Source organism: Orbaceae bacterium BiB (assembly GCA_036251205.1).
Classification (GTDB): domain Bacteria; phylum Pseudomonadota; class Gammaproteobacteria; order Enterobacterales; family Orbaceae; genus Orbus; species Orbus mooreae.
Genome location: CP133958.1, coordinates 582282 through 608972, shown reverse-complemented (window position 1 = coordinate 608972; position 26691 = coordinate 582282). Strand labels below are relative to the sequence as shown.

The 26691-nt window shown below is 35.6% G+C and carries 24 protein-coding genes and 2 pseudogenes; 16 read left to right on the top strand and 10 right to left on the bottom strand.

Annotated features, from left to right (window positions below; genetic code table 11):
- Positions 1-15 precede the first annotated feature (15 nt).
- From RHO11_02825 to RHO11_02810, 4 genes are all read left to right on the top strand, one after another.
- Positions 16-1584 carry a UUP1 family membrane protein gene (locus RHO11_02825; protein WVD62079.1) on the top strand — a complete coding sequence of 523 codons (1569 nt, stop codon included), beginning with the start codon at positions 16-18 and terminating at the stop codon, positions 1582-1584.
- A gap of 13 nt (positions 1585-1597) precedes the next feature.
- On the top strand, positions 1598-2575 hold the full coding sequence (locus tag RHO11_02820; protein ID WVD62078.1) for an alpha-L-glutamate ligase-like protein: 978 nt from the start codon (positions 1598-1600) through the stop codon (positions 2573-2575).
- Positions 2576-2843: 268 nt separating this feature from the next.
- The gene (gene recQ / locus RHO11_02815) at positions 2844-4673 is read left to right on the top strand and encodes a DNA helicase RecQ (GenBank protein ID WVD62077.1); all 1830 of its coding nucleotides are present in this window, start codon (positions 2844-2846) and stop codon (positions 4671-4673) included.
- Between the two features lie 164 nt (positions 4674-4837).
- On the top strand, positions 4838-5104 hold the full coding sequence (locus RHO11_02810) for an HPr family phosphocarrier protein (protein ID WVD62076.1): 267 nt from the start codon (positions 4838-4840) through the stop codon (positions 5102-5104).
- A 60-nt stretch (positions 5105-5164) separates the two neighbouring features.
- On the opposite strand, the gene RHO11_02805 is transcribed toward RHO11_02810, so the two are convergent.
- From RHO11_02805 to RHO11_02795, 3 genes are read right to left on the bottom strand one after another with little or no spacing between them, the layout of a single operon-like run.
- A complete protein-coding gene (locus RHO11_02805) occupies positions 5165-5599 on the bottom strand; it encodes a hypothetical protein (protein WVD62075.1) in 435 nt (144 codons plus the stop codon).
- A gap of 52 nt (positions 5600-5651) precedes the next feature.
- On the bottom strand, positions 5652-6050 hold the full coding sequence (locus RHO11_02800; protein ID WVD62074.1) for a DoxX family protein: 399 nt from the start codon (positions 6048-6050) through the stop codon (positions 5652-5654).
- Between the two features lie 23 nt (positions 6051-6073).
- Positions 6074-6868, bottom strand: coding sequence for a class III extradiol ring-cleavage dioxygenase (locus RHO11_02795; protein ID WVD62073.1), 795 nt, complete (start codon positions 6866-6868; stop codon positions 6074-6076).
- Positions 6869-6987: 119 nt separating this feature from the next.
- Between RHO11_02795 and RHO11_02790 the strand changes: the two genes are divergently transcribed.
- The 3 genes from RHO11_02790 to RHO11_02780 all read left to right on the top strand — a co-directional run bounded on the left by RHO11_02790 (position 6988) and on the right by RHO11_02780 (position 10079).
- Positions 6988-7890, top strand: a complete 903-nt coding sequence (locus RHO11_02790) for a LysR family transcriptional regulator (GenBank protein WVD62072.1) — start codon at positions 6988-6990, stop codon at positions 7888-7890.
- A 321-nt stretch (positions 7891-8211) separates the two neighbouring features.
- Positions 8212-9102 carry an EamA family transporter RarD gene (gene rarD / locus RHO11_02785; protein WVD62071.1) on the top strand — a complete coding sequence of 297 codons (891 nt, stop codon included), beginning with the start codon at positions 8212-8214 and terminating at the stop codon, positions 9100-9102.
- A gap of 8 nt (positions 9103-9110) precedes the next feature.
- The gene (locus RHO11_02780) at positions 9111-10079 is read left to right on the top strand and encodes a hypothetical protein (GenBank protein ID WVD62070.1); all 969 of its coding nucleotides are present in this window, start codon (positions 9111-9113) and stop codon (positions 10077-10079) included.
- 58 nt (positions 10080-10137) lie between these two features.
- Here RHO11_02780 and galM read toward each other — a convergent pair whose 3' ends face one another.
- From galM to galE, 4 genes are read right to left on the bottom strand one after another with little or no spacing between them, the layout of a single operon-like run.
- A complete protein-coding gene (galM, locus tag RHO11_02775) occupies positions 10138-11178 on the bottom strand; it encodes a galactose-1-epimerase (GenBank protein WVD62069.1) in 1041 nt (346 codons plus the stop codon).
- Complete coding sequence (galK, locus tag RHO11_02770; GenBank protein WVD62068.1) at positions 11175-12326, bottom strand: galactokinase; 1152 nt, start codon at positions 12324-12326, stop codon at positions 11175-11177. Before galK ends, galM begins: the two co-directional genes overlap by 4 nt.
- A 1-nt stretch (position 12327) precedes the next feature.
- Positions 12328-13368 (bottom strand): galactose-1-phosphate uridylyltransferase, encoded by a 1041-nt coding sequence (gene galT / locus RHO11_02765; protein ID WVD62067.1) that lies wholly within the window; start codon positions 13366-13368, stop codon positions 12328-12330.
- 22 nt (positions 13369-13390) lie between these two features.
- A complete protein-coding gene (galE, locus tag RHO11_02760) occupies positions 13391-14413 on the bottom strand; it encodes a UDP-glucose 4-epimerase GalE (GenBank protein ID WVD62066.1) in 1023 nt (340 codons plus the stop codon).
- 336 nt (positions 14414-14749) lie between these two features.
- Here galE and RHO11_02755 point away from each other — a divergent pair, with 336 nt between their 5' ends.
- The 5 genes from RHO11_02755 (at position 14750) to RHO11_02735 (ending at position 20935) form a co-directional block, all read left to right on the top strand.
- Positions 14750-15784: a LacI family DNA-binding transcriptional regulator gene (locus RHO11_02755; GenBank protein WVD62065.1), complete on the top strand. Its 1035-nt coding sequence runs from the start codon at positions 14750-14752 to the stop codon at positions 15782-15784.
- 271 nt (positions 15785-16055) lie between these two features.
- Positions 16056-17126, top strand: a complete 1071-nt coding sequence (locus tag RHO11_02750) for a cellulase family glycosylhydrolase (protein WVD62064.1) — start codon at positions 16056-16058, stop codon at positions 17124-17126.
- A 111-nt stretch (positions 17127-17237) separates the two neighbouring features.
- Positions 17238-18626: an MFS transporter gene (locus RHO11_02745; GenBank protein WVD62063.1), complete on the top strand. Its 1389-nt coding sequence runs from the start codon at positions 17238-17240 to the stop codon at positions 18624-18626.
- Between the two features lie 211 nt (positions 18627-18837).
- Positions 18838-19377, top strand: a complete 540-nt coding sequence (locus tag RHO11_02740; GenBank protein ID WVD62062.1) for an STM3941 family protein — start codon at positions 18838-18840, stop codon at positions 19375-19377.
- Positions 19378-19609: 232 nt separating this feature from the next.
- Complete coding sequence (locus tag RHO11_02735; protein ID WVD62061.1) at positions 19610-20935, top strand: NAD(P)/FAD-dependent oxidoreductase; 1326 nt, start codon at positions 19610-19612, stop codon at positions 20933-20935.
- Between the two features lie 98 nt (positions 20936-21033).
- Here the strand turns inward: RHO11_02735 and RHO11_02730 are convergent, their stop codons facing one another.
- From RHO11_02730 to RHO11_02720, 3 genes and pseudogenes are all read right to left on the bottom strand, one after another.
- Positions 21034-21618 carry a fimbrial protein gene (locus RHO11_02730; GenBank protein ID WVD62060.1) on the bottom strand — a complete coding sequence of 195 codons (585 nt, stop codon included), beginning with the start codon at positions 21616-21618 and terminating at the stop codon, positions 21034-21036.
- A gap of 2 nt (positions 21619-21620) precedes the next feature.
- Positions 21621-21824, bottom strand: a pseudogene (locus tag RHO11_02725) (integrase core domain-containing protein).
- Positions 21819-22694, bottom strand: a pseudogene (locus tag RHO11_02720) (fimbria/pilus outer membrane usher protein). The pseudogenes RHO11_02725 and RHO11_02720 overlap by 6 nt, the downstream one beginning before the upstream one ends.
- A 154-nt stretch (positions 22695-22848) precedes the next feature.
- Here RHO11_02720 and RHO11_02715 point away from each other — a divergent pair.
- The 4 genes from RHO11_02715 to RHO11_02700 are packed head-to-tail and all read left to right on the top strand — an operon-like array spanning position 22849 to position 26508.
- Entirely contained in the window at positions 22849-23811 is a 963-nt protein-coding gene (locus tag RHO11_02715; GenBank protein ID WVD62059.1) for a siderophore ABC transporter substrate-binding protein, read from the top strand.
- Positions 23812-23815: 4 nt separating this feature from the next.
- Positions 23816-24781, top strand: a complete 966-nt coding sequence (locus tag RHO11_02710; GenBank protein WVD62058.1) for an iron chelate uptake ABC transporter family permease subunit — start codon at positions 23816-23818, stop codon at positions 24779-24781.
- The gene (locus RHO11_02705; protein ID WVD62057.1) at positions 24768-25751 is read left to right on the top strand and encodes an iron chelate uptake ABC transporter family permease subunit; all 984 of its coding nucleotides are present in this window, start codon (positions 24768-24770) and stop codon (positions 25749-25751) included. Before RHO11_02710 ends, RHO11_02705 begins: the two co-directional genes overlap by 14 nt.
- Position 25752: 1 nt before the next feature.
- Entirely contained in the window at positions 25753-26508 is a 756-nt protein-coding gene (locus tag RHO11_02700) for an ATP-binding cassette domain-containing protein (protein WVD62056.1), read from the top strand.
- Positions 26509-26691 lie beyond the last annotated feature (183 nt).

The following is a 26691-nucleotide window of genomic DNA, read 5'->3' as shown; positions in this document are numbered from 1 at the left end:
TAGGCAAAACAATATATGAGTTCTTTAACATCTCACCTCAAGATTATGATTGCAATTTTTTTAGCACTTGGCATTGCGATTATTAGTTATCAAGTTTTTATCTTAAAAATTCCATTGACTGAAAGTGAAGTTGACAATTTATGGACGATTGATGCCAAAATTAATTTTGACGTTAGAGGAACCAAACCTGTCAATGTTTCATTCTATATTCCTCCGAAAGGTGGCGACTATGCCATTTCCGATGAACTATTTTTAGCAAGTGGATATGGTAAAAATTTTATTGAACAACCTTTTAATCGTCTTGTTACATGGTCAGCTCGGGAAGTTTCTGGTGAACAGACCCTTTTTTATCGTTTGAATTTAACGAAACGTTTTTCTGATGAAATTGAAAATAGTGTCAAAGGTGAACTTTGGCGAGCACCAATTGAAGTTGCTGGACCAGAAAAAGAAGCTGTTGATCGATTAGTGAAAGAGATCCGTAGTAAATCAGCGAATGTTTCGACATTTATTACAACAACGATCAATACTATTAATGATCCAACTAATAGTGATGTGAAATTACTATTACACAATAATAATTCTGAAGAGAATAAAGTTAAAGTTATTGAGTTAGTTTTATCTCAGGCTTATATTCCAATTCAACAAGTCCATACTTTACAGCTTAACAAATCAACAAATCAAAGTTTAAATCTTTGGATTCGTAGTTATATTGAACCTAATAAAACTATTGATAATCGTGATAGTAGTTTAAATGGTAGTAAAGGTAATTGGTTCTATTTTAACCCACTTAACGGCAATATTGGTTTACCTAGTGACCAAGTTATTTGGTGGATTGGCAGTAAAAATATAGTTAATGTGGAAAATGGTACAAAAACTCGCGTCAATTTTAGTATTGATAAAAGTGAATTAACGGCGATTAATTTAGCCAAATTAACTGCTGAAGGCAGTAATTTTACTGAGAATTCGTTTTATACCTTACCAATATCAACACAGTTAGCTTATCAAATCATGCTAATGATTCCATTTGGTGTGCTTATCATCCTATTATTACGTAATGTTGTTGGTATTAATACCTTAGGAACCTTTACGCCAGTATTAGTTGCATTAGCCTTTAGGGAAACCGGACTGGTATTTGGTATTGTGTTCTTCTCGATTATCGTCTTTTTTGGCTTATTGCTAAGATCTTATTTAGAACACTTAAAGTTGCAGATGTTACCAAGGCTATCGATTGTATTAACCTTTGTGGTGATGCTAATTATTTTTGTTGGATTATTTAGCCATAAATTAGGCTTTGAAAGAGGCTTATCGATCTCTTTATTCCCAATGGTAATTTTAACGATGACAATTGAGCGTCTATCGATTACTTGGGAAGAGCGCGGTGCTAATTTTGCTTTAAAAGTGGCAATAGGTACATTGATTACTGCGTCAATTGCTTATGGTGTAATGGGATATCAACCATTAATCTACTTTGTATTTACATTCCCAGCAATTCTATTAATTTTAGTTGCATTTATGCTTGGTATGGGACGTTATCGTGGTTATCGTCTCCTTGAATTGTTCCGTTTTAAAGCAATGTTGAAATAGTGGGTAACAGTTTATGATCTCATTAATTAAAACTTGGCAAAAATTAAACGAGAAAGGGGTAATGGGAATTAATCAGCGTAATGCTGATTATATTCTCAAATATAATAATCGACGTAATTACCCATTGGTTGATGATAAAATTTTAACCAAAGAGCGCGCCATTAAAGCTGGAATTAGTGTTCCTGAGTTATATGGTATTATCACTACTGAACATGATATTTCACAGCTGAATAATATCATTAAAGATCATCGCGATTTTGTTATTAAGCCAGCACAAGGTTCTGGTGGCGATGGTATTATTGTTATTGCTGATCGCTATGATAAAGATCGTTATAAAACTGTCTCAGGTCGTTTATTACCACAAAGCGAGATTGAGTATCAGTTATCGAATATCATTACTGGATTATACTCGTTAGGTGGAATGCGTGATCAGGCTATTATTGAGTATCGCGTAAAACCCGATCCTATATTTAAAAGTATAAGCTATGAAGGGGTACCGGATTTACGTGTTATCGTACTGATGGGTTATCCTATTATGGCAATGCTTAGATTACCGACTCGACAATCGAATGGTAAGGCTAATTTACACCAAGGTGCAATTGGCGTTGGTGTCGATTTAGCAACCGGGATTACTTTAAATGGTTCTTGGTTTAATGAGCAAATTGTTCGTCATCCAGATACAGATAATGTAGTGAGTAATATTCAATTGCCGATGTGGGATAAGTTTATTCATTTGGCTACGAGTTGCTATGAGCTAGTTGATTTAGGCTATATTGGCGTTGATTTAGTATTAGATGAAACTAAAGGACCTCTGATTCTTGAACTGAATGCTAGACCTGGCTTAAATATTCAAATTGCTAACGATGTTGGCTTGCATAAAAGAGCTAGCGTTGTTGAAGCGCATATTGCTCAGTTAAAGCGTGAAGGACGAAAAGAGAGTGTAGAGGAACGTATTGCCTTCTCTACTAAACATTTTTCTATTTTGCGTTAAGTTACTCACTCAGGTCATAATGGCGCACGTTTTGTGCGCCATTATTCGATAATCTTAATGTCATATTTGCGTTAATCATTATTATTAGCTTGTATGCTCTTGAGGTTTGTATAGTCTATTATGCTGAATTTAGTTATACTTAGCCGCTAATAAAAATTAGGATAATTTTTATAGTCTATAAAAAAATTCGAAACTTATTGTGTAGAGTAGTGACCATTGTAAAACTGATTGTTATATCCAATAAATTAACTGAAACAAAAAAATTAATATGTCTATAGCTGAACAGGCCAACGAAATTCTTCATACTACTTTTGGGTATAAAGCATTCAGAAATCAACAATTGCAGATCATTGAATCCGTTATGCGAGGAGAGGATAATTTAGTCATTATTCCAACTGGTGGCGGTAAATCGTTGTGTTATCAGATCCCCTCTTTATTATTTACGGGTACCACCATTGTTATTTCGCCACTCATTGCTTTAATGAAAGATCAGGTCGACCAGCTTTTGGCGTATGGTATTAAAGCTGCATGTTTAACGAGCTTACAATCTTATGAAGAGCAGCAAGTTATCATTCGTCAGTACCGAAATGGCGAAATTAAGTTATTGTATATCGCACCAGAACGTTTAGCTACAACGCTATTTACAACGATTCTTGAATCAGTTCCTCCTGCATTAATTGCAATCGATGAGGCTCACTGTATATCGCAATGGGGTCATGATTTTAGACCAGAGTATATGCAAATCGGGCAATTAAAAATTCGTTTTCCTGCTATTCCTGTTATTGCATTAACCGCAACGGCTGATGAAATGACCCGCAAGGATATTATTGAACGACTTAATTTATATAATCCACAGATCCACATTAGTAGTTTCGATCGACCCAATATTCGCTATACAGTTGTTGAACGTTTTAATCAATTAGAACAAATTTCCTCTTTTCTAAAAAATCAAAAAGGTAATAGCGGCATAATTTACTGTTTAAGTCGGGCTAAAGTTGAAGAGATGGTCGAACGATTAACCACCCGAGGATATTCTGTTGTCGCGTATCATGCAGGTCTATCAACCCAAGAGCGTTCAAGAGCTCAGGAGCGTTTTATTAAAGATGATGTCCCTATTATGATAGCAACCGTTGCTTTTGGTATGGGGATTAATAAACCTAATGTTCGTTTTGTCATTCATGCAAATGTACCTAGAACGATTGAAGCTTATTATCAAGAAACGGGGCGAGCAGGGCGGGATGGTCTTCCTGCTGAAGCATTAATGCTATCTAATTCACGAGATTTTGGTTGGTATCAAAAGTTAATTGATGAGAAGGAAGCCGGAGTTCATAAATCCGTTGAGACTCATAAACTTCATGAGATGATTGCTTTTACCCAAGCACAGACTTGTCGTCGAATTGTATTATTAAACTATTTTGGTGAGCACCGAGTTGAAAAATGTAATAACTGCGATATCTGTTTATATCCTTTAGAACATTACGATGGTTTAATTGATGCACAAAAAATTCTCTCTTGTGTGTATCGTGTTGACCAGCGTTATGGGGCACAATATATTGCTGATGTATTACGAGGATCAACTCGAGCAACGATTAAAGAGAATGGGCATGATAAATTATCACTATATGGGATTGGTAAGGAACACTCATCAGACTACTGGGTTAGTATTATTCGCCAGCTTATTCATCTAGGTTATTTAAAGCAGAATTATTCAGAGTCCTTTTCAACGCTCTATTTGGCTGAGGATGCCCGAAAAATATTACGTAGTGAAATTAAATTGTCACTTGTTAGGCCTCGTTTAGAGTTAGTTAAAAAAAGTCGAAACAATCGCTATGCGAGATCGATTAATCAAACGACTATTTTGGCTTATGAAGAACGTATTTTGTTTAATAATCTAAAAAGACTACGCAAAGATATTGCTGAAATGGATGGCGTTGCTCCATATATTATTTTTAGCGATGAATCGTTATTAGAAATGGTTCAAAAACTCCCCGAAAATAAGAAAGAGTTACTTGATGTCACCGGTGTTGGTAAAATCAAATTAGAGAAATATGGTGAACTCTTTTTAGATGTTATTGAACAATTTATTACATCTCATTAAAAATTACATTTTTGTATTTTGATTGTGTGTAAATTAGTTAAAAATGCTTTTAACCCTACCAGTTTATGTTTTTTATTCTGGACGAATGGCAATAAATAAGCGAGAATAAGCAACATTATTTGTTAGATACTGAATTTTAGTTAAGCAATATAAGGACATTAATTATGTTAAAAGAACAAATGGTAGTAAAAAATAGTACAGGTCTTCATGCTCGTCCAGTAACTTCATTAGTTAAATTAGCGGGTCGTTATAAAAGTACTATCGAATTAGTTTATAATGATAAAACTATCAAAATGAAAAGCATGATGGCGTTATTAGGCGCTGGTGTTAAAGGTGGTTCTACTGTCGAAATTATTTGTGACGGTGAAGATGAACAAGCTGCGATGGCCGAAATTCGTGAATTATTCGCAACTGGTTTTGGTGAAGAATAAGTCTTATTCCTGCCTTTAAACGGTATTTTAAAAATCAAATAATACTGTGTTATTTGATTTTTAAAACACTTCAACTCCCTCAATATTCAAATGATGTAACAACTCTCTAACTATAATTAATATCACAATAAACGATAGTGTATTCGGTAAATTTACAGGCATTGGTGATCCAGATATCACATCAGCAAACTGATTAAACAGTAATTCCACTTGAGTTGTTGTAATACTGTTACCGCTATGTAAATAGTTTATCATCTCTTTTAGGTGACTATCATCTGATACTAATTTGTTGATTGTTGGTAAGGTGACTGCAACGCGAGCAATCTCATCTTCAATAATCATGATGATATTTTCTGTTTCATAAGGCGTTGGTAAACTTGCTTTAATATACTTATTAATTAGCGTTTGATACCCGATGTTAAGCGTAATATTGCCCCCGACACAATTCAGCAAGATAGTGCTATTTTCAGTAAATTTAATCGAAACATTGTTCATGTTATGCCTCATAAAAGTTAGAGTAGGGCTAAGATTAGCCCCACTATTTTAGTTATCTTTTTATCAATTTTAATACACTAAAGCGGCCGTTACCTAAAAATACTAAAGCTAATGCCGTTAACGCCATAAAAGCCGGATATTCCCATCCACCACCAGTATTGCTAAATGACCAACCATTTGCGGAGTGGATATAGGTGATAACGATCATCTGTATTACAGTTAATATTGCAACAATCTGCGTTAAAATACCTAATAACAAAAAGAGTCCACCACCAATTTCAAAAAGAATAGTTAAATATCCCATGAATGCCGGAAAACCGAGTGATTCAAAATAAGCTGCGGTACCTGCAGGTGTAAAAACAAATAGCTTAGTAAATCCATGCGCTAAAAACATGATTCCTAACGCTGCGCGTAATGATAATGCGGCTAAATCAATATTGTACTGTTTCATTTTATATCCTCAATTTGTCTCTATTAATATTGTCCAAAAACATAGTTATTCATTGCTAATGCTTGATAAGTAACACCAGCATCTAGTTCTGTAATTTTTTCACCTTCATCACTACAACCTAGGGCAATAGCTAATGGTAAAAAATGGTCATCTGTTGGATGTGCCTGTGCGGCATAGGGTGCTAGTGTTCGATAATTTGCCATAGCTGTTAGATCATGACTTTTTACCGTATTTTCAACCCAATTAACGAATGGCTTGATATAGTTAGCCTCAATGCCATTATCGTAACCAACATCATATAAATTATGGGTCATGCTACCTGAGGTAATAATCAAAATGCCATTATCTCGTAATGTTTTTAATGCTGTACCAAATTTAATGGCACCAGCTGCATCCATTGGCCAAGGCATTGATAACTCAATAATAGGAATATCAGCCTTTGGAAATAAGTATTGCAATGGTACCCATGCTCCATGATCAAGTCCTCGCTGTTTATCAATACCAACAGAAAGTCCAGATTGTTGTAATTGTTGCTGTATCTCTTTTGCTATATCGGGCGACCCTTTTGCCGGATATTGTAGCTGATAGAGCGTATTAGGAAATCCACCAAAATCATGAATAGTCTCTAACTCTACGCTAGCCGTTAACATTGGACTATGGCGCGTTAGCCAATGAGCTGATATCATCAAAACAGCTTTAATATCTTGTTTATTAAGTTCTTGTCCAAGTTTGGTTAATAATGGACCTGTTTTTCCTGGCTCTACTGCCAACATTGGGGAGCCATGAGTAATAAATACTACGGGTAATTTCGATGACATAATTAGCTCCTTAATTAAATATTATTCATCTGTTGTCTAACTTATGCGACTACTATACTGGTTTAATTTAATGAGATAAACATGCTAAAATATGATTAATTGTCAACTAAAGTGGAATAATGATGGATAAATCAAATAAATTACTTGAGATGAGTATCTTTGTGGCGATTATTGATGAAGGTAGTTTGGTTGGAGCTGCCAATAAACTCAATTTATCTAAACAGGCTGTTTCTCGCCATTTGAATTCGTTAGAAGAACGTTTACGTGTACGATTATTGCAACGAACCACACGTAGTATTGCTTTGACATACGAGGGACAAAACTTTTATTTACAATCTAAGAATATTCTTGATTCAGTGGCTGAAGCAGAAGCGGTGATTCACGCTGAACAAGTTGATCCGATTGGCGTCTTGCGAATTAATGTACCGGTCAGTTTTGGTGTATTAGTATTAGCACCGTTATGGCAAAAATTTCGGGATAAATACCCTAAAATTGAGCTAGACATTACGCTATCGGATCGTGTCGTCAATTTATTAGAGGAGGGCTATGATCTAGCCGTTCGGATTGGCAATTTGGAGAGTTCTTCTTTAATTGCTCGCAAACTTGCCTATACTCGAATAATTGCGGCGGCATCACCTGGTTATCTAGAAAAATATGGTTCACCAACACATCCTAATGAGTTGCAAAACCATGACATTATTTTATATAGTCATTGGGCAAAAAATGAATTATGGGAATTTTGGCAAGATAAAACCCTCTATCCTGTACAGTTAAGAGCTAAAGTCTATTGTAATAATGGTGATACCTGCCGAATGATGATGTTACAAGGCGGTGGTATCTCTTTACAACCTGATTTTATTATTGGCGAAGATCTTCAGTCTGGTCGATTGATCGAGGTGCTACCTAGCTACAAAGTCCAGGATTATAATATTTATGCTGTTTACCCCAGCCGTAAATTATTACCCTTAAGAACCCAATGTTTAATTGATTTTTTACTAGAACAGTTACAGAGTTGTAGTTAATGTTTGTATGGTGATGACTAAAAATTTATCGATAAAAAGAGTGATGATGTTCTGTATTTTGTTCTCATTCATCACTAATTATCTGCTCTTGCCTGAAAAATAACTCATGCTTAGTAGTTGAATTTAAGATTATTTTTTATACTAAAATAGATATTTACATCAATATTTTAACGAGTTTTTTATAGATAGATTGGCCCTAAAAGGCGTTGAATAAGCACAAAAAGCTTTCGATTATGTAGCTTTAAACTATTGAAGGTACTACAATAGACGGCTTGATTTATATTGGTTTGGTCGTAAAACGGGCAAGTAAGGTTTTTGATTATGTCGCAGCTTAGAGCACTTATGTTAGGTGTTTTCGCTTATCTTATATGGGGATTGTCGCCAATCTATTTTGGTATGATTGCCAGTCTACCCGCCAGTGAAATTATTTTTCATCGCATCATTTGGTCCGCGTTTTTTTGTGCTATTTTTATCTTCTTTTATAAAGAACACCAATGGTGGAAGCCATTAATCGAGCAACCAAAATATTTTTTAATTCTCTTTACTACTGGAATGATGTTATCGGCTAATTGGTTATTGTATGTGTGGGCGATTAACAACCACTATATGTTAGAGGCCAGTTTAGGCTATTACATCAACCCATTGATTTCAGTATCTCTTGGTACGTTAGTTCTAAAAGAGAAAATGCGCAAATTGCAATGGGTTGCTGTGCTTCTTGCATTACTCGGTGTTTTAATTCAAATTATATTGATTGGCGAACTGCCTTGGATTTCGATTATTTTAGCACTTTCATTTGCAATGTATGGTCTGATTCGTAAAGTTGTACCAATAAAAGTATTGCCAGGGATGATGGTTGAAACGTGGATGTTAGTACCTGTTGCTTTAATTTGGTTACTATGTAGCCCTGAGTGGATTACATTAACCCCCGCATTTTGGACTGGTCATTGGGTTTGGTTATGTATGCTAGCTGGGCCATTAACACTTGTTCCACTGATTTTATTCAATTTAGCTGCTAAAAATTTACCTTATTCGACGATTGGCTTTTTACAATATATGTCGCCAACACTGATTTTCTTATTAGCTATCTTTTATTTTAAAGAAAATTTTGCGGTTGAAAAACTTGTTACATTTGGCTTTATATGGCTGGCGCTATGCATTTTTAGTTTAGATACCTATTTAACCAGAAAGGGCGGCAAATTGACTTGTCGTTAAGGAACATTATGAGTACAACTCCTTTTTTTCGATTACCTATTATTAGCTTTCTTGTAACATTTTGTGTTTTATTTGCACAATTAATCAGTAAGTTACATCAAGTTGATACACAATATATGAATTACAATTATTCACCTGATTTTATGCGTATCATTGGTCTTAGTTTATTTATGATGCTAGCTGTCTCTATCTGTTTAAACAAGATTAAAATCTATGGATTTACTTTCCGCAACATTTTGTTTGTTGCGATTACTGTTTTGCTTAGTTTATTTCTATCATACTGGTTAGATATTTATATGACGGATACTTTTTCAACTATTTGGAATATACAAATAGCAGAAGGGTATCAAAATTTTGTCTTTTGGTATCCATTAATTAGCCGAATAGGGATGATGTTAGCGATATTTGTGATTGTGGCAATTATGACCTATATTGTAAAACACTATTTACATTGGTCAGATGAGACGTGTAACGTGGATTTGGTTGATAACCAAATCGCAAAAAGAGTTCAGTTGATCTACTTTATTACAGGTTATTTAGCAATCAACTTCTTATTGCAACGTTATCTTTATATTTCTGTGTATATGTATTTAGGTAATGGCGATGTGCCGGAGTTTCAAAATTTCTCATTTTATCTTTCATCGGTAATGACTGCGTTTTTATTGATGATGTATATGAAGCAAGATAATCATTTCAACTATCATATTCATGCAAAGGTGGTGTTGAAAACAATCGCTTATGTTATTGTGTCACAACTTATTATTTCAATTATTGTTTCAATTATTACTATCTATGTCGTACAGTATTATTTTGTCTTTACGATGCCTGATGATGAGATAGGCCGTTATACGCACTATCTTTGGTTACTGTATGCGATGCTAAATAGTATTTTTGCTGTCTCTATTTTAACCTGTTTATTGACCTATCTTGCAGGAAGATGGTGGTTAAAGAGAGTTAATTATCTATCAAAAATTTAATTTATGTCAATATAAAAAACCGCCTTATTAGGCAGTTTTTTTATTCTTTCACTTCACGCTATTTAGTTATAAACCGATAGGTTGTATGATAAGTATATTGCTCATCAGGATTTAAAATACAAGATGGTTGCGGGTAGTTCGCTTGATTCGGGCTATTGGGTAAAAATGCCGTTTCAAGTGCAATACCTTCATATTGTTGATAGGTTTTGCCATCACGATTTGGCGTTCCTGCCAGAAAATTACCTGTATAAACTTGAATCCCGGGTTTATTCGTCATAATTTCCATCGCAACTTTTTGATCATGAGCGATTAATTTGGCAACGACCTCATGATGATGATTGAGTAAATAGGCATGATCATAACCTTTAACTCTATTTCTTGCTGCACTGTGTGAAAAATTATCTAAAATTTGTCTTGGAGTACGTAGATCCATATCATCAACCGTTACCGAAGCTAGTCCACCAATAGCAATACAATCTTCATCAACCGGTAAGTACTGATCGGCATCTACGGATAACGTTTGCCTACGAGCATCGCCAGAACCATCACCATCTAAGTTAAAATAAGCATGATTGGTTAAGTTTACCGGAGTTGACTTATCTGTTTTAGCATAGAATTGAATCTTAAATTCATTATTATCTGTAAGGTGATAGATTGCTGTAACCGTTAAGTTACCAGGGAAACCCTGATCCCCATCAGCTGAATGTAATTCAAATTCAACTTGATTATCGGTTAATGAGATAATCTGCCAACGTTGTTGATCAAAACCAACGGGGCCACCATGCAGTTGATGATTTTTCTGATTTGGTGTTAACTGATAACTGATCCCATCTAATTTAAAGGTACTATTCGTGATACGATTAGCATAGCGTCCAACTGTTGCACCTAAATAACCGGTCTGCTTTTGGTAAGCGGATAAACTATGGCAGCCGAGTAGGACTTCACGTAATCCACCAGCCGTTGGAACCTGGCAAGATAACCAAGTCGCACCCCAATCACAAAATGAAATTTTCATACCTTGTTTATTTGTTAAGGTCACTGTTTTATAAGCTTGCCCATCGGGGGCGAGCTCTGTTGAAATCTTGATATTATTACTCATACTTGTCCCGCTCCATCACTTGCTTGACATACATAAAATGTTTCAGCAATATTGAACTTGGATTGATAATTTTGTTTAACAGTTTGTTGTACTTTTTCAACTAAATAGTTAGGAACTAAAGCGACGACACAGCCGCCAAAGCCGCCACCTGTCATTCTTACACCACCTTTATTACCAATGACTTCACCAATAATTTCCACTAGATAATCAATTGCTGGTACGGTAATTTCAAAATCATTTTTCATAGATTGGTGACTTTGTGCCATCAGTTCAGATAAACGTTGATAATTATTATCTGCTAACGCTTGAGCCGCTTCTTCAGTACGGTCATTTTCAGTAATAATGTGGTGAGCTCTTTTAAAGACAACCGGATCAATTTTATCTTTAATTGCTAATAAATCTGCTAATCTAGCATCACGTAACGCTTTTACACCAAGCGCTTTAGCCGCTTGTTCACACTGTTTACGACGCGTATTATATTCACTATCAACTAAACCACGTTTTATATTTGAGTTGATGATGACAATTGACATATTCTCGGGCATCGAAACAGCTTTACTACCTAATGTGCGACAGTCAATTAATAAGGCATGTTGGGCTTTACCTAAAGATGAAATAAGCTGATCCATAATCCCACAGTTACAGCTGACAAATTTATTTTCAGCCTCTTGTCCAATCAGCGCTAATTCTGTTCCAGACAGTGGTAAATCATAAAGGGTTTGCATCATTTTAGCGATAGCCACTTCTAAAGAGGCGGAAGAGCTTAAACCTGCACCTTGTGGTACATTTCCACTAACGACTAAATCAACGCCTTTAATCTGTGGCGTTTTTAGTTGTAGATATTTCATGACGCCACGAATATAGTTAGCCCATAAATAAGTTGGATGAGCGATGATCTCTTCTGTAAGTGAAAAAGTATCTAATTGGTTGTCATAATCAGCAGCAATTACTCTAACAGTATCATCATTACGTTTTTTACAGCTAATAACGGTTTGATAATTAATCGCACAAGGCAATACAAAGCCATCATTATAATCAGTGTGTTCCCCAATTAAATTGACGCGACCTGGTGCTTGGATTACCGTGTCGGCAGGGTAGTCAAATTGACTCAAAAATATTGAATTAGTGTTCGCGACTAATGTTTTCATGTTATCTGTCCTTATAATGAATATCACTAACTGCATTGAGTTTATCGGCAGCTTGTTCAGGCGTTAAATCTCGTTGTACTTCGGCGAGCATCTCATATCCCACCATAAATTTTTTGACTGTTGCAGAGCGTAATAATGGTGGATAAAAGTGGGCGTGGACTTGCCAATAGGGCGTTTTACCCTCCATAAATGGTGCGCCATGCCATCCCATAGAATAAGGGAACGAACAGTGGAAAAGATTGTCATAGCGGCTAGTCAACTTTTTAAGGGCTATAGCTAAATCTTTTTGCTCTTCAACACTAAGCATATTAAGATGTGGTACATGTCGTTTAGGCAGTAATAGTGTTTCAAATGGCCAAGTCGCCCAATAAGGTACTACGGCTAACCAGTATTCTGTTTCCACAATGGTTCTTGAACCATCTTTCATCTCTCGGTTAGCATAATCAACTAACAGATTAGTACCATATTTTAAAAAATAGTCATGTTGTTGCTTATCTTCATTCAATATATCGTTAGGTAAGAAGCTATTTGCCCAGATCTGTCCATGTGGATGTGGGTTAGAGCAGCCCATCGTACTACCTTTATTCTCAAAGATCTGTACCCATGGATAGATCGGGCTAAGACGATCTAATTCTACTATCCATGTTTTTATTACATTTTCAATGGCATCTAATGAGAGCTCTGGCATCGTTTTACTATGATCTGGTGAAAAACAGATCACTTTACTTATTCCTTTAGCACTTTGTAGCTGAAATAGCGGATCACTATTGCTCGGTGAATCCGGTGTATCTTCCAGTAGAGCTGAAAAATCATTTTGAAATACAAAAGTATTTTTATAGTCAGGATTTTTTTCTCCTGTTATTCGTGTATTACCTGGGCATAGGTAACATGTTGGATCATAAGTCGGTTTTTGTTCTTCAGAAACGGCTTCTTGTTGCCCTTGCCACGGTCTTTTAGCTCGATGAGGTGAAACGAGCACCCATTGCCCAGTGAGTGGGTTATAGCGACGATGAGGGTGATCAATTGGATCGAATTTTGTCATAACATTACCTTAATATAGCTGATTATTTGTTATCTTCATAACCATTGGGATTAGTTTGTTGCCAAAGCCAAGAGTCTTTGATCATATCTTGTAAGCTAGATGTTGTTTGCCATGCTAAGTCACGTTTAGCTTTATTTGCATCAGCCCAAAAGGCGGGAAGATCGCCGGCTCTACGTGGGGCAAAATGCCAATTAAGTTTTTTATTGGTTACTTTTTCAAATGTTTCAATAATTTCACGAACACTATGGCCATTGCCTGAGCCCAGATTATAAATATGCAATCCAGCTTTATTATGTAACTTTTTGAGTGCTGCAATATGACCTTTAGCTAAATCAACAACATGAATAAAATCACGGATACAAGTACCGTCAGGTGTTGGATAGTCATTACCAAATACCGCTAGTGATTCACGTTTACCAATAGCGACCTGGGTTAAATAGGGCATTAAATTATTTGGAATACCTTGAGGATCTTCGCCCATTAAACCGCTAGGATGAGCACCAACAGGATTAAAATAACGTAGTGAAGTCAGTGACCAGTCTGGTTCGGCAACGGAAAGATCCATAATACATTGTTCAACCATCATTTTACTTTTGCCATATGGACTTGATGGATTACCTAATGATAATGTTTCGACATAAGGTACGGGGGCTGACTCACCATAAACCGTGGCTGAGGAACTAAAAATAAACTGTTTAACATTGGCTTTTTTCATCGCAGCCATTAGCGCTAATGAGCCATAAACGTTATTAATATAATACTCTAATGGTTGGTGAACGGATTGGCCTACAGCCTTTAAACCTGCAAAATGAATGACGGCAGTAATTTTATGCTCGGAAAAGATACGCTCTAAACATGCACTATCTTGCACATCACCTTGGTAAAAAGTGATATCTTGATTAGTAAGTGCTTTAATTCGAGAGATCACCGATACCTTACTATTTATCAGATTATCAAGGATAATTGGCGTATAACCCTCATTAATTAATTCAACACAGGTATGACTACCAATATAACCACAGCCACCAGTTACTAATATTTTCATGCTATTCACCTGAATTATTGAGCTAAATATTTAATATGTTAATCGATTACATTTTTAATTTATTCTAAAATTCATTGCAAAATAAAGCAAATTAAATTGATTTAATTTGTGATCTAGCTGGCAAAATGTAAACGATTACATTTTAGGTTGCTAAACATTTCTGTTAAAAGCTGGTATAGATTTGTAATCATGATTTATCGATTTGTATCATTTTGTTAAATTAGCACTCGATGTAGTTAAAATCTGTCACCTGTACTAAAAATAGGTTATGATATAGGCATTATGGTAGTTTATGATTGATCTAAATTTTTATCGATTTACTCAAGTAGGAATGAAATGAATAAAAAAAAGAACCGCAATAAAGTAACAATGAGTCATATTGCTGCTAAAGCGGGCGTATCGCAGTCGACTGTTTCTTTAGTTCTTAATAATTCAAATAGCATTAAACTTGCTGATAATACGCGCAAAAAAGTATTACGAGTTGCTCATGAAATGGGCTATGAATCGCGTGTTGTTGAGCGAAATTCCTCTAGTGAAAAGATAATATTAGTCATAAATGGACTGATTAATTACGATCCCTTTATCGAAGCTATTAACTCAGCTCAAGAGTGTGCAAGACTGAATAATAAATTATTAGCTGTATTTATTCATGAAAATAGTGAAGATAATGTTAAAGCCTTGGAAGAGGAGATTAATAGTGGTGGATATATTGGCGTAATTTATGCTTCAAGCATGACACGAGAATTAAAACTAAACTCATTAAATTGGACAATTCCTGCCGTTTTGCTTAACGGTTATTGTCATGATTTACCTAATGTTCCCTGTATTTTGCCCGCTGATAAAATGGGGGGATATGTCGTGACTCACCATTTAATCAAACAAGGATTTAAAAATATTGCGATTCTGACCGGTGAACTCTGGATGGATGCATCGAATGATCGTATTGCTGGTTATCGTCAAGCGTTAATTGATAACGATATATTCCCCGATGATAACTATGTACAAGTGACCAATTGGTCATTGAAAGAAGCCTATCAAAAAACCCTTAAACTATTATCTTTATCTCCAAGACCAGAAGCGATTTTTTGTAGTAGTGATTATATTGCACTTGGATGTTATCAAGCTATTTTAGCTCAAGGATTACATATACCCGATGATATTGCTGTTGTTGGTTATGATAATCAAAGTTTAGCTGCAGAATTAACACCTGGTTTAACCTCATATAAGTTGCCTTATAATGAGATGGGAGAAATTGCGGTACAGACTCTATTAGATGTTATTAATCAGCAACCATTTCTTTCAAGTAAATTGAAAGTTGAAGGTAAATTAGTGGTACGTAAGTCATCATTAAAAGCAAAACAAAAAATATAAAGCTGCTGAAGAATAAGTTGGGTCAATCGTGATTTAACATCTTATTGTTCTCGTTCAATTCATGTTACCTATCAATAATTTTTGAGCTATTTTTTTATATTCGCTCAAATTTATTTTAGTTATTTGATTTTTAACAATTAATATTGTTACCATTTTTTATTTATTATTAATGTTTGTGACTTGCATCATATTTTGGCAATTAACTGATTGTTGTTTACTATTATTACTAATAATATTAGCTAATACTTTGTTGTGTTATTAGGAGATAAAAATGAATAAATGGTCAGAAGAGAAAGCGTGGCAGTGGTTAGAAAATCAGGGATGGTTATGTGGTTTTAACTATTTACCAAGGACTGCGGTTAACTGGACTGAAATGTGGCAAAAAAATAGTTTTGATTTGCCATGTATAGAGCAAGAACTACGTTGGGCTGCTGATAATGGCTATAACACATTACGTACCAACTTACCGTTTATTGTGTGGATTCATGATCGTGATGGCTTAATTGAACGTATTAATGATTTCCTTGCCGTATGTCAAAAAAATAACATTAAAGTCATGTTAACGTTGATGGATGATTGTGGTTTTTGTGGTGATCATCCATTTATTGGGCAACAAAAAGTACCAGTTGCCGATCTGCATAATAGCCAAGCCGCGGCAAGTCCTGGACGTAATGTTGTAATGCAACCTTATTTATGGGAGCTTGTTGGCAATTATGTGCGCGATATTATTAAATATTTTGCTAATGATGATCGTATTGCTATTTGGGATCTTTATAACGAGCCGACTAACCGGATGATCTTCACTCTAGAAGGTGAAAAGGCTTTTGATTTTGAATTAGAAAAATATAGTCACCAACTGATGGAAAAAACGTTTGAATGGGCAAGGGAAATTAATCCAATCCAACCGCTGACGGTTGGTGCATGGCATGTACCGAATATCTTAAATCGTGAAGAGCCTATTTATCAACACGTTACCGATCAGCGAGCATTAGAGTTATCCGATGTAATTAGTTTCCACTCTTATGTTCCATTAGATCTATTAGGGCCGGTACTTGATTATGTTAAAACTTTTTCAAGACCAATGCTCTGTACTGAATGGCTTGCGCGCCATGCAGAATCAACAATCCTTGAACAATTACCAATCTTTAAAGAGCAAAATGTCGGTTGCTATCAGTGGGGACTTGTCCAAGGTAAAACGCAAACTACGGTACCATGGCCAGAAATTAAACGAACAGATGCGAATTATAAACAGCGTTGGTTCCATGATGTACTTGATGCAAATGGCAAACCTTACGATCCAGCTGAAATGGCGTTGGTTAAAAAATTAACGGCAAAAAATTAAGTTTTTATTGATGATATCAATGCGTTAATTAGAATGGAGTGGATAGGTTGACGATATTTCATTATCTATCCACTGATTACTCTTATTGAGTAAACATGAGGTCAATATTATATGAACAGTACAGCACAATCGAATAGTAAACTGTCGTTTAAAGAGTTAAGTGCCTATTTTGGTTATGGAGTAGGGCAATGTTTTAGTTTTGGTCTAGTCGGTAGTTTTATTCTTTATTTTTATACGGACATAATGCACATTTCCCCAGTCGCGGCGAGTATTATCTTTTTAGTGGCTCGGGTTTGGGATGCGGTTCATGATCCTTTAATTGCTGGGATTATGGATACCGTCAATTTACGTCGTGGAAAATTCCGCCCTTATCTACTATTTACACCATTTTTAATTTTCATTGTGACTGTTGCTGCTTTTTATAATATTGAAGCAAGTTTAGCTGTAAAAACAGCGTATGCCGCAGTAACCTATATTTTATGGGGTACACTTTACGCTATTTCAGATATTCCTTTTTGGTCAATGACTTCTGTTATGACGGATGATCCGCAAGAACGTACTAAAGCAGCGACCTGTGCAATGCTTGGTGTTAATGCTGGTATCGGTGGTACCATGATTTTATTCCCGATGTTAAGTGGTTTTTTTGCCGAAGGTAGTAATGATCAAGGATACTTACTTGGTGTAATTTCATTGATGTCACTCGGCGTTCTATTTATGCTAAATGGTTTCTTTAATACCAAAGAGCGTATTAAAGCCGGTTCTCATGAAAAAGTGAGATTAAGAGATACCTTTATTGTCGTTTGGCATAATAAACCGCTGTTCTTCATTCTAAGTGCATTTTTTATGAATGTATTTACGAATATCGTTAATGGCTTATATATCTTTTTCTTTACCTATAATATGAACGACGTATCGTTAGTCTCTATGATTGGTACTATTACTTTTGTTTGTGCTCTGGCTTGTCTTGGTACACCAATATTGACTCGCTATTTTAGAAAACGCGATCTCTTTATTGCTTTATGCGTGCTCGAAGTCATTGCTCGTGTGATATTCTACTTTACTGGTTATCATAGTGTTATTAATGTTATGGTCTGGTTAGCAATTATTACGGCAATATTTATGATGACCAATCCACTGATTTCCGCAATGATTGCCGATACCGTTGAGTACTCTTACTACCATACAGGTAAACGTTGTGCCGCGATTACTTTTTCAGGACAAACATTTACGGGTAAATTGTCTGTTGCGCTAGCTGGTGGTTTAGCTGGATTCATTCTAGTGGCGGTAGGCTATATACCTAATGCTGTACAGTCAGAAGCGACTCTTTCTGGTTTATTCTTCTGTGTATCTTTATTACCTGTTTTAGGGGCATTAATCCGAATTTTCATCATGTCAAAATATAAATTTACTGAAGAGGAACATGCTAAACTTCGTGATTTATTAAATGATGGCCAATTTCACCCATCTGTAATGAATAAAAATACTATGAATAAAAAGTAGTTTAGTTTTATCTCGATAACTTTTCTCTTAAAAGACCATTGCAATTTGCCTTGGTCTTTTTTATATTGTTCCGATCGCCTTGATAAACGATATCTGAATTATTTCACGGTGTATTGTTATATCATTATGGTTTCTGGCCATGATATTTTGCTATTAATTTGATAACTTATCGGTGATAAAACCACAATAGATAATACAATAAGAGAACATAATGGATAAAATTGAAATTGCATTGAATCGCGTAAGGCTATTGTGGGCAATAATTGGATCATTATGCTTTGTTGCTGTAAGTTTTTGTTTAGTTTTTTACGCTAATACTTTTGTTCCCATGATGATACCATTGCCGAAACCAATATTAATCTACTTAATAGTTGCGATAGGTTGTTTAGGTATGATTACTTTTAGTTTATTTACTTTTATGGCACTTAAAACACTATTTATTAAGCAAAATAGTTTAATTATTGACGAGAAGGGGATTACTCAACGAGATTTCGGTTTAGTTGAGTGGCGGGATATAACAGGCCTTAAAACTCAGGTAATCTCAAGTAATAAAATTATTTTAATCTATATATCGAATCCTCAAAAATATATCCAGCGACTTGGTCGATTAAGTGCGTTTTTAGCTAAAGTATCGCTGCGCTTTTATCAAACACCGTTATCAATAGGGACTAAATCGTTTAAATATAACGAAGATGAGTTAATTAACCTATTACACGATAAACTAAAACAGTATAGCAAAGCGCCACTATAATTAGATTCGTTTCTGAGCTAAGCTTCGCTTGTGCTAAGTATTTCAGGACTATTTTTTATCTAACCGAATTTATCTGTTATTTATTAGTTAAAAGGTTTATTAATGCTGATCTTTTTGATAAAGCGTAGGGCCGATAATAGATTGTAGCCATTATTCTTGTTATACAATAGTAAAAAGAACGGATATACTTTTATCGAAAAATAGCTAAATCATATAGTAAATCACGGATGAAATGATGAAACACTACGATGTTGTGATTATTGGTGCCGGTGTCAGTGGTATTTTTGCCGCGATGAAACTGACCGAGCAAAAAAAGCGAATATTAATGATTGATGCAGGTAAACCATTAGATCAACGACTGTCATTGCTAGGTAGTCATATTGCGACTTCGCGTTCTACTGAACGTTATTTCGGATTTGGTGGTTTAGGCATTTCCGAAGGTAAGTATAATTATACTAACGATTTTGGTGGTACATTAGCAAATAAAATAGGTACTAAGCAGAGTCTTCATTACCAACAGCAAGTAGATCAGTTATTGTGCCGATATGGTGCCGAGCAAAAAGTACTTTATCATACTTTTGATGAGGATTTAGCTGAGCGAGCTCGATTAGCTGGGTTTCAATTATTGTCGACACAAACACGCCATTTAGGTACTCATTTATCGCTAGAGATATTTCAAGGGTTTGCTGCTTATTTAAATAATCGATTATCATATCGTTTTAATGCCAAGGTCGACCATATTGCTGAGCTGCCATCGGGTTTAGAACTTTCATTATCAGATCAAACAACGATTACGGCGGATAAGGTGATTATTGCCGTTGGACAAAGTGGTATGGATTGGCTAGCACCAATGGCGCAAAAACTAGGTTTAACCTATGAACAGACTCGTCTGGATCTAGGGTTTAGAATTGAAATGCATGGCACACAGTTAGCAACATTATTACAAAAAACCGTTGAAACTAAACTGTATTATCAAACTGATAATTATTGTGCAACCACCTATTGTATGAACCCATATGGTCGAGTTATTACTAAGTATCAAGAGGGGTTAGTGATGCCTGATGGACAAAATAGTCAGGAAATAGGGCCGAGTCAAAACCTGAATTTTTCATTATTTATACCCAAATGGTTTACTTATCAAACTGAAGCCGATGCTTATCTAAAAAATACTATCAAACGCATTAACCAGCACCATGGTAGCATTATTGCACAACGTTTAGCAGATATTGATCCGCGATTTTCACAGCGAACACATGAAGTCGTTGCAACCTTATCTCAGGCTATATTTAGTGAATTATCAGCTATTATCCCTGATAATTACTTAGCGGATACTTGTGATTTTTTGTATGCACTTGAAAAGTTATTGGGTAAACCAATTGACGGTAATACAATTTTATATGCGATGGATAGTAAATCTTATGCGCCTGTTTTAAAAACTAATCAGCAGTTTTTAACTGATATTGCTAATTTATATATTATTGGTGACTGTTCTGGAATAACTAGCTCTTTATCACAAGCAGCTGCGAGTGGTTTATTTGTTGCTGATCAGATTTGTTGATAACTGATGGTTTAATCTGTAAATGAACTAATGAGCCGAATAAAGCCAATAATCTTTTGTGTGGATTATTGGCTAAATCTGGCGTTGATTGGGATGGCTTAGTTATATGTCATGGTAAAGGTAGCAAAAGAACCAATAGTCCCAGGATTAATCGTTGATGCCGTTTGGTAATAACGCGCTTTTAACGGAATATCTAACGTTGGGTTAACTGTACCTACATCAAATGCAGAGCCAAATGTAATAGGGATATCTTTATATAAAAGTTGAATACCGACACCAATTTCATGTCCAGACTCTTCCCCTAAAACCCCCTTACTGGCATCAAATGTATTAACGCCATCTATCTGCATTTTAACGTTGGTACTCTTCTGACATTTTACTGAAATATTAAAGTCCTTAGCCCCTTGGTTGGTGGTTGAACCAACGCCGTTAAATATAAAGCGACTGACTGGATCTAAAGTCACCTGTAGGTTGCGATTGACCACCATACAAGTAGCCTGTGTTACCGTAAAACCATATAAATATAGACCAATACTCGTACTGCTATCCGAAGTTAGAGGGCTGTTAAATGTTGTATTAACAAAAGCTAAAGTTACGGCAGAGCCAACTGTGCCAATGCTAACATTACTGGCAGTTTTATAGAGCTTAACCGTGATATCGGCATTAATTGGTAATCCTCCCATTTTTAATGGAAGTTAGGCGTAGAATTTTGCTGTTGTATTAATTTAAGTTTTTGCATCGGTGTGATCCCACCAATTCCCATATTAGGTCTTTCATGATTATATGTCCATAACCAATCCGTTGCTTTACCTTGTAATTCACTAATCTCGTTGTAAATATAATGACTTAGCCAATCATAACGAACCGTGCGATTAAAACGTTGAATAAAGGTACGTACAGAACCATCGGCTTCTTTAATGGAAACCTCAAGGTCACCACTTGATGATGTTGGATACAAGTCGCTAATTACGAATGGCCCTGGTGAAACATAGGATTGCCAAATGATATTACCATTTTGGCGCACTGTGACTTGTGCATTACTGGATGCAATTCCTCTGACTACCGGTGCAAAGCCGCGCTGGCTTTCGGGTAACATTGCATCATCACTGGCAACGCGTACCCCTCGATAAGAGAAACTGTCAAACATATCTGATGGGGTATAGCTGTCACCAACTGTTAAACGGCCGCGAATCGACTTAATATCGCGTTCAGCAAAAGTTGAGATATTTTGCCAAGTATCTTGATGGTTACTATGTGAATAGGTGCTATAGTTTCTCACTCGCCAAGCCCCAATATTTAAACCACTACGAAGATTGAGGTATGAGCTCTGGTCTGTACCCGATTGACCATCGATATCCGTTGAAGATCCTGAATAAGAATAATTAGTAAACAGTGTTGTTAAACCATCATCCCATTTATCTGGCGAGACTGTCCCTCGAGCTACAGCCGAAACGTATTTTTGTGGAATAGAAATATCTAAGCGATTTTGCGCAAAGTCGTATTTTACAAACGCATCAGGGATAATCTCAGCAATATTTTTAATAATCTGATTATCTGGCAGTGCCATAAAAGCGGGTAATGCATTTGGTGTAACGCCAAATTTTATATACTCTTCTTTTGTTAACATCGGGGAGAGTTTATTACTATCATTTAAGTGTTCATAACGGATGTTTTGGTCTGTAATATAATTGTTATTTAGATAGATATCCGTTAAATAACTGCCTTCAAATAGTGAATTGTAAAATTTGTTACTGAAGATAATAATTAAATATTCTTTGTAATAGATTATTTATTGAACGAATGAATAGCCATAATATTAATATTATTTTTATAGTACGAAAATTTTGTTATAGTTAGCACCTTAATTGATAATGAGAATAATTCTTATTTTTAAAATAATAAAGGATGTTATTATGCTTACTCGCTCACTAGTTATCGGTGTTCCTTTGCTGTTATCTTTTTTTGTTGCAGGTTGTGATAATAATGATACAACCACAGCTACTACAAATAATGCTTCAACTAACGAAACGATAACCATCGTTCATGAACAGGGGACAACCACGGTTCCTGTTAATCCACAAAAAGTTGTCGTTTTTAATACCGCTACCCTTGATACGATGGATGCGCTTGGTATTGATGTCATTGCTGCAGTACCACAAACTAGCGTTCATTTACCTGATTTTTTGAAAAAATATGAAGGTAGTGATTATATTAATGCCGGTGGCTTCTTTGAACCTAATTATGAAGTGTTAAGTAATTTAAAACCTGATTTAATTATTGCGGGTGGGCGAACTAATGATGCTTATGATAAATTAAGTGAAATTGCACCAACCATCTCGTTAGCTGTTGATACTAAAGATTTTGTTAATAGTATGGTGCATCGCATAGAACAACTTGGACAGATTTTTAACAAACAAGCTGAAGCAAAAACATTAACAGATGAGTTCAAAGCGAAAATTACTAAAGTTAAAGAGAAATCAGCTAATCACGGCACGGCTATGGTGATTATGATTAATGGCGGTAAAATGTCAGCTTATGGACCAGGTTCACGTTTTGGTTTTATTTATGACGAACTCGGTTTTAAACCAGCAACATCATTTGCTCAAACTGGTACACATGGTAACGTTGTTAATGCTGAATTATTATTAAGCGTTAATCCTGATTGGTTATTTGTTTTAGATCGTGATAGTGCTATCGGTAATAATGAAGCATTAGCGGCTAAACAAGTATTAGACAACGCGTTAATGCATAAAACTAAAGTTTGGCAAAATAACAAAATTGTCTATTTAGACTCTTCAGCTATGTATATTGCTGGTGGATTACAAACTTATAATCAATTACTTGATCAAATCAATCAGGTCCTAGAGCAAGAATAGTTGCATGAAGTCCTATTATTTGATTATTGCTATCGCAGTTATTATAGGCTTATCAGTGATAAGCCTATTTACTGGTGTAAGTAACATCTCTTTTTCATCGTTATGGTCGGATCCCAATATGCGGGATATCTTTTTTATCAGCCGAGTACCAAGAACGATCGCTCTGCTATTAGCAGGTAGCGCTATGAGTGTTGCTGGATTAATTATGCAGCTATTAACCCAAAACCGTTTTGTTGAGCCGACCCTTGCGGGAACAACTCAATCAGCCAGTTTAGGGTTACTTGTTGTAATGGTATTAGCACCTTCCGCTTCAATTTTAGTTAAAATGGTCGTCGCTAGCTCGTTTGCGATGGTCGGCACGATTCTTTTCATGCTTATTTTGCGTAAAATTGTTCTTAAATCAGCTTTAATTGTACCATTAGTTGGCATCATGCTTGGTAGTGTTATAAGTGCAATTACAATCTTTGGTGCAATGTATTATGATCTGTTGCAGTCGTTAGGGGCTTGGGTTAACGGCGGTGATTTTTCTGGTGTGATACAAGGCCGTTACGAATTATTGTGGTTGGTTGGATTATTGACCTTATTAGCGTGCTGGGTGGCAGATAGTTTTACCGTTGCTGGAATGGGGCGCGAGTTTGCAGTTAATGTCGGTTTAAATTATCGTCGAGTCATGCTAATGGGCTTATCTGTAATTGCCGTGGTGAGTGGTATTGTGATTGTCGTCGTTGGTGCGCTCCCTTTTTTAGGTTTAATTGTTCCCAATTTAGTCAGTCTCATTATGGGTGATAATATTCGAAAAACAATTCCATGGGTCTGTTTGTCAGGCGGTGGATTGGTTTTACTGTGTGATATTATTGGCCGCGTTGTGCGTTACCCGTTTGAAATTCCTGCAAGTACTATTTTAGGGGTTATTGGTGCCATTGTTTTTCTATTCTTATTAATTAAGCAGTCTCGTTATGCAAAACGTTAAACGTTATTTAAAGACACACTGTATTAAATTATCGCCTACACAGCGTATTGTTGTACTACTTACTCTTGCTTTATTGGTCATGGTTATTTTTATGACTATTAATTTAGGCAATAACTTACATTATATTTTGGTTCGTCGTGGTTATATTTTGTTTACGATGGTCATCGTTGCATTCGCTGCGGGTATTTCAACAGTATTATTTCAAAGTGTAACAAATAACCGCATTTTAACCCCGTCACTGATGGGATTTGAAGCGTTATTTATTTTGATTCAGACGATGATTGTCTTTTTTTATAGTGGTACATCCTCATATTGGCTCTTTAGCATTATCAAATTTATGGGGGAATCCTGTCTATTAGTGGCCTTTTCAGTACTGTTATATCGTTGGTTATTTTCAACTGTGCAGTTTAATATCAATTTAGTATTGATGATTGGTATTGTGCTTGGAACACTGTTTCGTAGTGCTGCAACGCTACTACAGCGACTATTAGACCCTAATGAATTTTCTGTATTGCAAAGCCGTATGTTTGCAACATTTACACGCTCTCCACCAGAACTGATCTGGTTTTCAGCGGTTGTCATTTTTTTATTTGGTTTCATTTTATGGCGTAAACGCTATGTCTTTGATGTCTTAGCGCTAGGTCGTTCCCATGCGATAAATTTAGGGCTTAACTATCAACGTATGGTAACAACGACGTTATTGCTCGTTTCGATTTTAGTTGCTGTATCAACCGCATTAGTCGGCCCATTAACTTTTTTAGGCTTAATGGTCGCAAATTTAGCTTATCTACTGGCAGGCAGTTTTCAACATCGTTATGTTTTGCCAACCGCATTTTTACTGGCGATTATTGCACTCGTTGGAGGCCAACTCATTTTAGAATATGGTCTTAATATGGCGGGTTCATTATCAGTGGTGCTTGAGTTTATTGGTGGGATTTTCTTTATCTATTTAGTATTAAAAAGGTTTTAATGTGATAACAATTGATAATATTGTAAAGCGTTATGATGATGCGGTGATTTTAAATAATATTACCACCGTGATCCCTAAAGGGGGCGTAACCTCAATTATTGGTCCTAATGGCGCAGGGAAATCAACATTATTGTCGATTATTGGTCGGCTACTGTTGGCTGATTCAGGTTCTGTGGCGGTTAATGGACTTGATGTGGTTACAACTAAAAGTGCTAAGTTAGCAAAATATTTGTCGATTTTAAGGCAAGAAAATCAATTTAATAGTCGTTTGACAGTAGAGGAGTTGGTTGGCTTTGGTCGCTATCCTTATTCAAAAGGGCGTTTAACTGAACAAGATAAAGAAAAAATCACGGAATCATTGTCGTTTTTGAACTTACTCGATTTACGTCATCGTTTTTTAGATGAGTTATCGGGAGGTCAGCGTCAACGTGCTTATGTTGCGATGGTACTTTGTCAAGATACTCAATATGTATTGCTTGATGAACCGTTGAATAACTTAGATATGAAACACGCAGTAGCGATGATGAAACAGTTAAGAAAAGCCGCTGATGAACTCAATAAAACGATTATTTTGGTAATTCATGATATCAATTTTGCTTCCGTCTATTCTGATAATATTATAGCAATGAAAAATGGTACATTGTGTTATCAGGGCACACCAGAGCAATTAATGAAAGCGGATATATTAGTAGATATTTTTGATACGCCTGTCACCATTAAGCAGATCGATGGGCAGTTAATTGCAATGTATTATTAATTAGTGATTATCTTATTAAACTCACATAATTTTATGTGAGTTTACCTCTTTTTTTATACTTAATTCCAATATTTATTAAGCATTGAAGATTATCAATAGCTTATTTTCAATCGTTACCACTATTTTCTTATCTGAAAATTGATGAATCTCATATTTTAAATGTAAATAATATTGATAATTATT

Excerpts from the sequence above, each read along its gene's own strand:
- RHO11_02820 (WVD62078.1), top strand. The coding sequence starts at position 1,598 with ATGATCTCATTAATTAAAACTTGGCAAAAATTAAACGAGAAAGGGGTA.
- rarD (WVD62071.1), top strand. The coding sequence starts at position 8,212 with ATGTCGCAGCTTAGAGCACTTATGTTAGGTGTTTTCGCTTATCTTATA.
- RHO11_02750 (WVD62064.1), top strand. The coding sequence starts at position 16,056 with ATGAATAAATGGTCAGAAGAGAAAGCGTGGCAGTGGTTAGAAAATCAG.
- RHO11_02810 (WVD62076.1), top strand. The coding sequence starts at position 4,838 with ATGTTAAAAGAACAAATGGTAGTAAAAAATAGTACAGGTCTTCATGCT.
- RHO11_02705 (WVD62057.1), top strand. The coding sequence starts at position 24,768 with ATGCAAAACGTTAAACGTTATTTAAAGACACACTGTATTAAATTATCG.
- RHO11_02730 (WVD62060.1), bottom strand. The coding sequence starts at position 21,618 with ATGGGAGGATTACCAATTAATGCCGATATCACGGTTAAGCTCTATAAA.
- galT (WVD62067.1), bottom strand. The coding sequence starts at position 13,368 with ATGACAAAATTCGATCCAATTGATCACCCTCATCGTCGCTATAACCCA.
- RHO11_02780 (WVD62070.1), top strand. The coding sequence starts at position 9,111 with ATGAGTACAACTCCTTTTTTTCGATTACCTATTATTAGCTTTCTTGTA.
- RHO11_02825 (WVD62079.1), top strand. The coding sequence starts at position 16 with ATGAGTTCTTTAACATCTCACCTCAAGATTATGATTGCAATTTTTTTA.
- galM (WVD62069.1), bottom strand. The coding sequence starts at position 11,178 with ATGAGTAATAATATCAAGATTTCAACAGAGCTCGCCCCCGATGGGCAA.
- RHO11_02710 (WVD62058.1), top strand. The coding sequence starts at position 23,816 with ATGAAGTCCTATTATTTGATTATTGCTATCGCAGTTATTATAGGCTTA.
- recQ (WVD62077.1), top strand. The coding sequence starts at position 2,844 with ATGTCTATAGCTGAACAGGCCAACGAAATTCTTCATACTACTTTTGGG.
- RHO11_02755 (WVD62065.1), top strand. The coding sequence starts at position 14,750 with ATGAATAAAAAAAAGAACCGCAATAAAGTAACAATGAGTCATATTGCT.
- galK (WVD62068.1), bottom strand. The coding sequence starts at position 12,326 with ATGAAAACATTAGTCGCGAACACTAATTCAATATTTTTGAGTCAATTT.
- RHO11_02740 (WVD62062.1), top strand. The coding sequence starts at position 18,838 with ATGGATAAAATTGAAATTGCATTGAATCGCGTAAGGCTATTGTGGGCA.
- RHO11_02735 (WVD62061.1), top strand. The coding sequence starts at position 19,610 with ATGATGAAACACTACGATGTTGTGATTATTGGTGCCGGTGTCAGTGGT.
- RHO11_02805 (WVD62075.1), bottom strand. The coding sequence starts at position 5,599 with ATGAACAATGTTTCGATTAAATTTACTGAAAATAGCACTATCTTGCTG.
- RHO11_02800 (WVD62074.1), bottom strand. The coding sequence starts at position 6,050 with ATGAAACAGTACAATATTGATTTAGCCGCATTATCATTACGCGCAGCG.
- galE (WVD62066.1), bottom strand. The coding sequence starts at position 14,413 with ATGAAAATATTAGTAACTGGTGGCTGTGGTTATATTGGTAGTCATACC.
- RHO11_02790 (WVD62072.1), top strand. The coding sequence starts at position 6,988 with ATGATGGATAAATCAAATAAATTACTTGAGATGAGTATCTTTGTGGCG.
- RHO11_02715 (WVD62059.1), top strand. The coding sequence starts at position 22,849 with ATGCTTACTCGCTCACTAGTTATCGGTGTTCCTTTGCTGTTATCTTTT.
- RHO11_02795 (WVD62073.1), bottom strand. The coding sequence starts at position 6,868 with ATGTCATCGAAATTACCCGTAGTATTTATTACTCATGGCTCCCCAATG.
- RHO11_02745 (WVD62063.1), top strand. The coding sequence starts at position 17,238 with ATGAACAGTACAGCACAATCGAATAGTAAACTGTCGTTTAAAGAGTTA.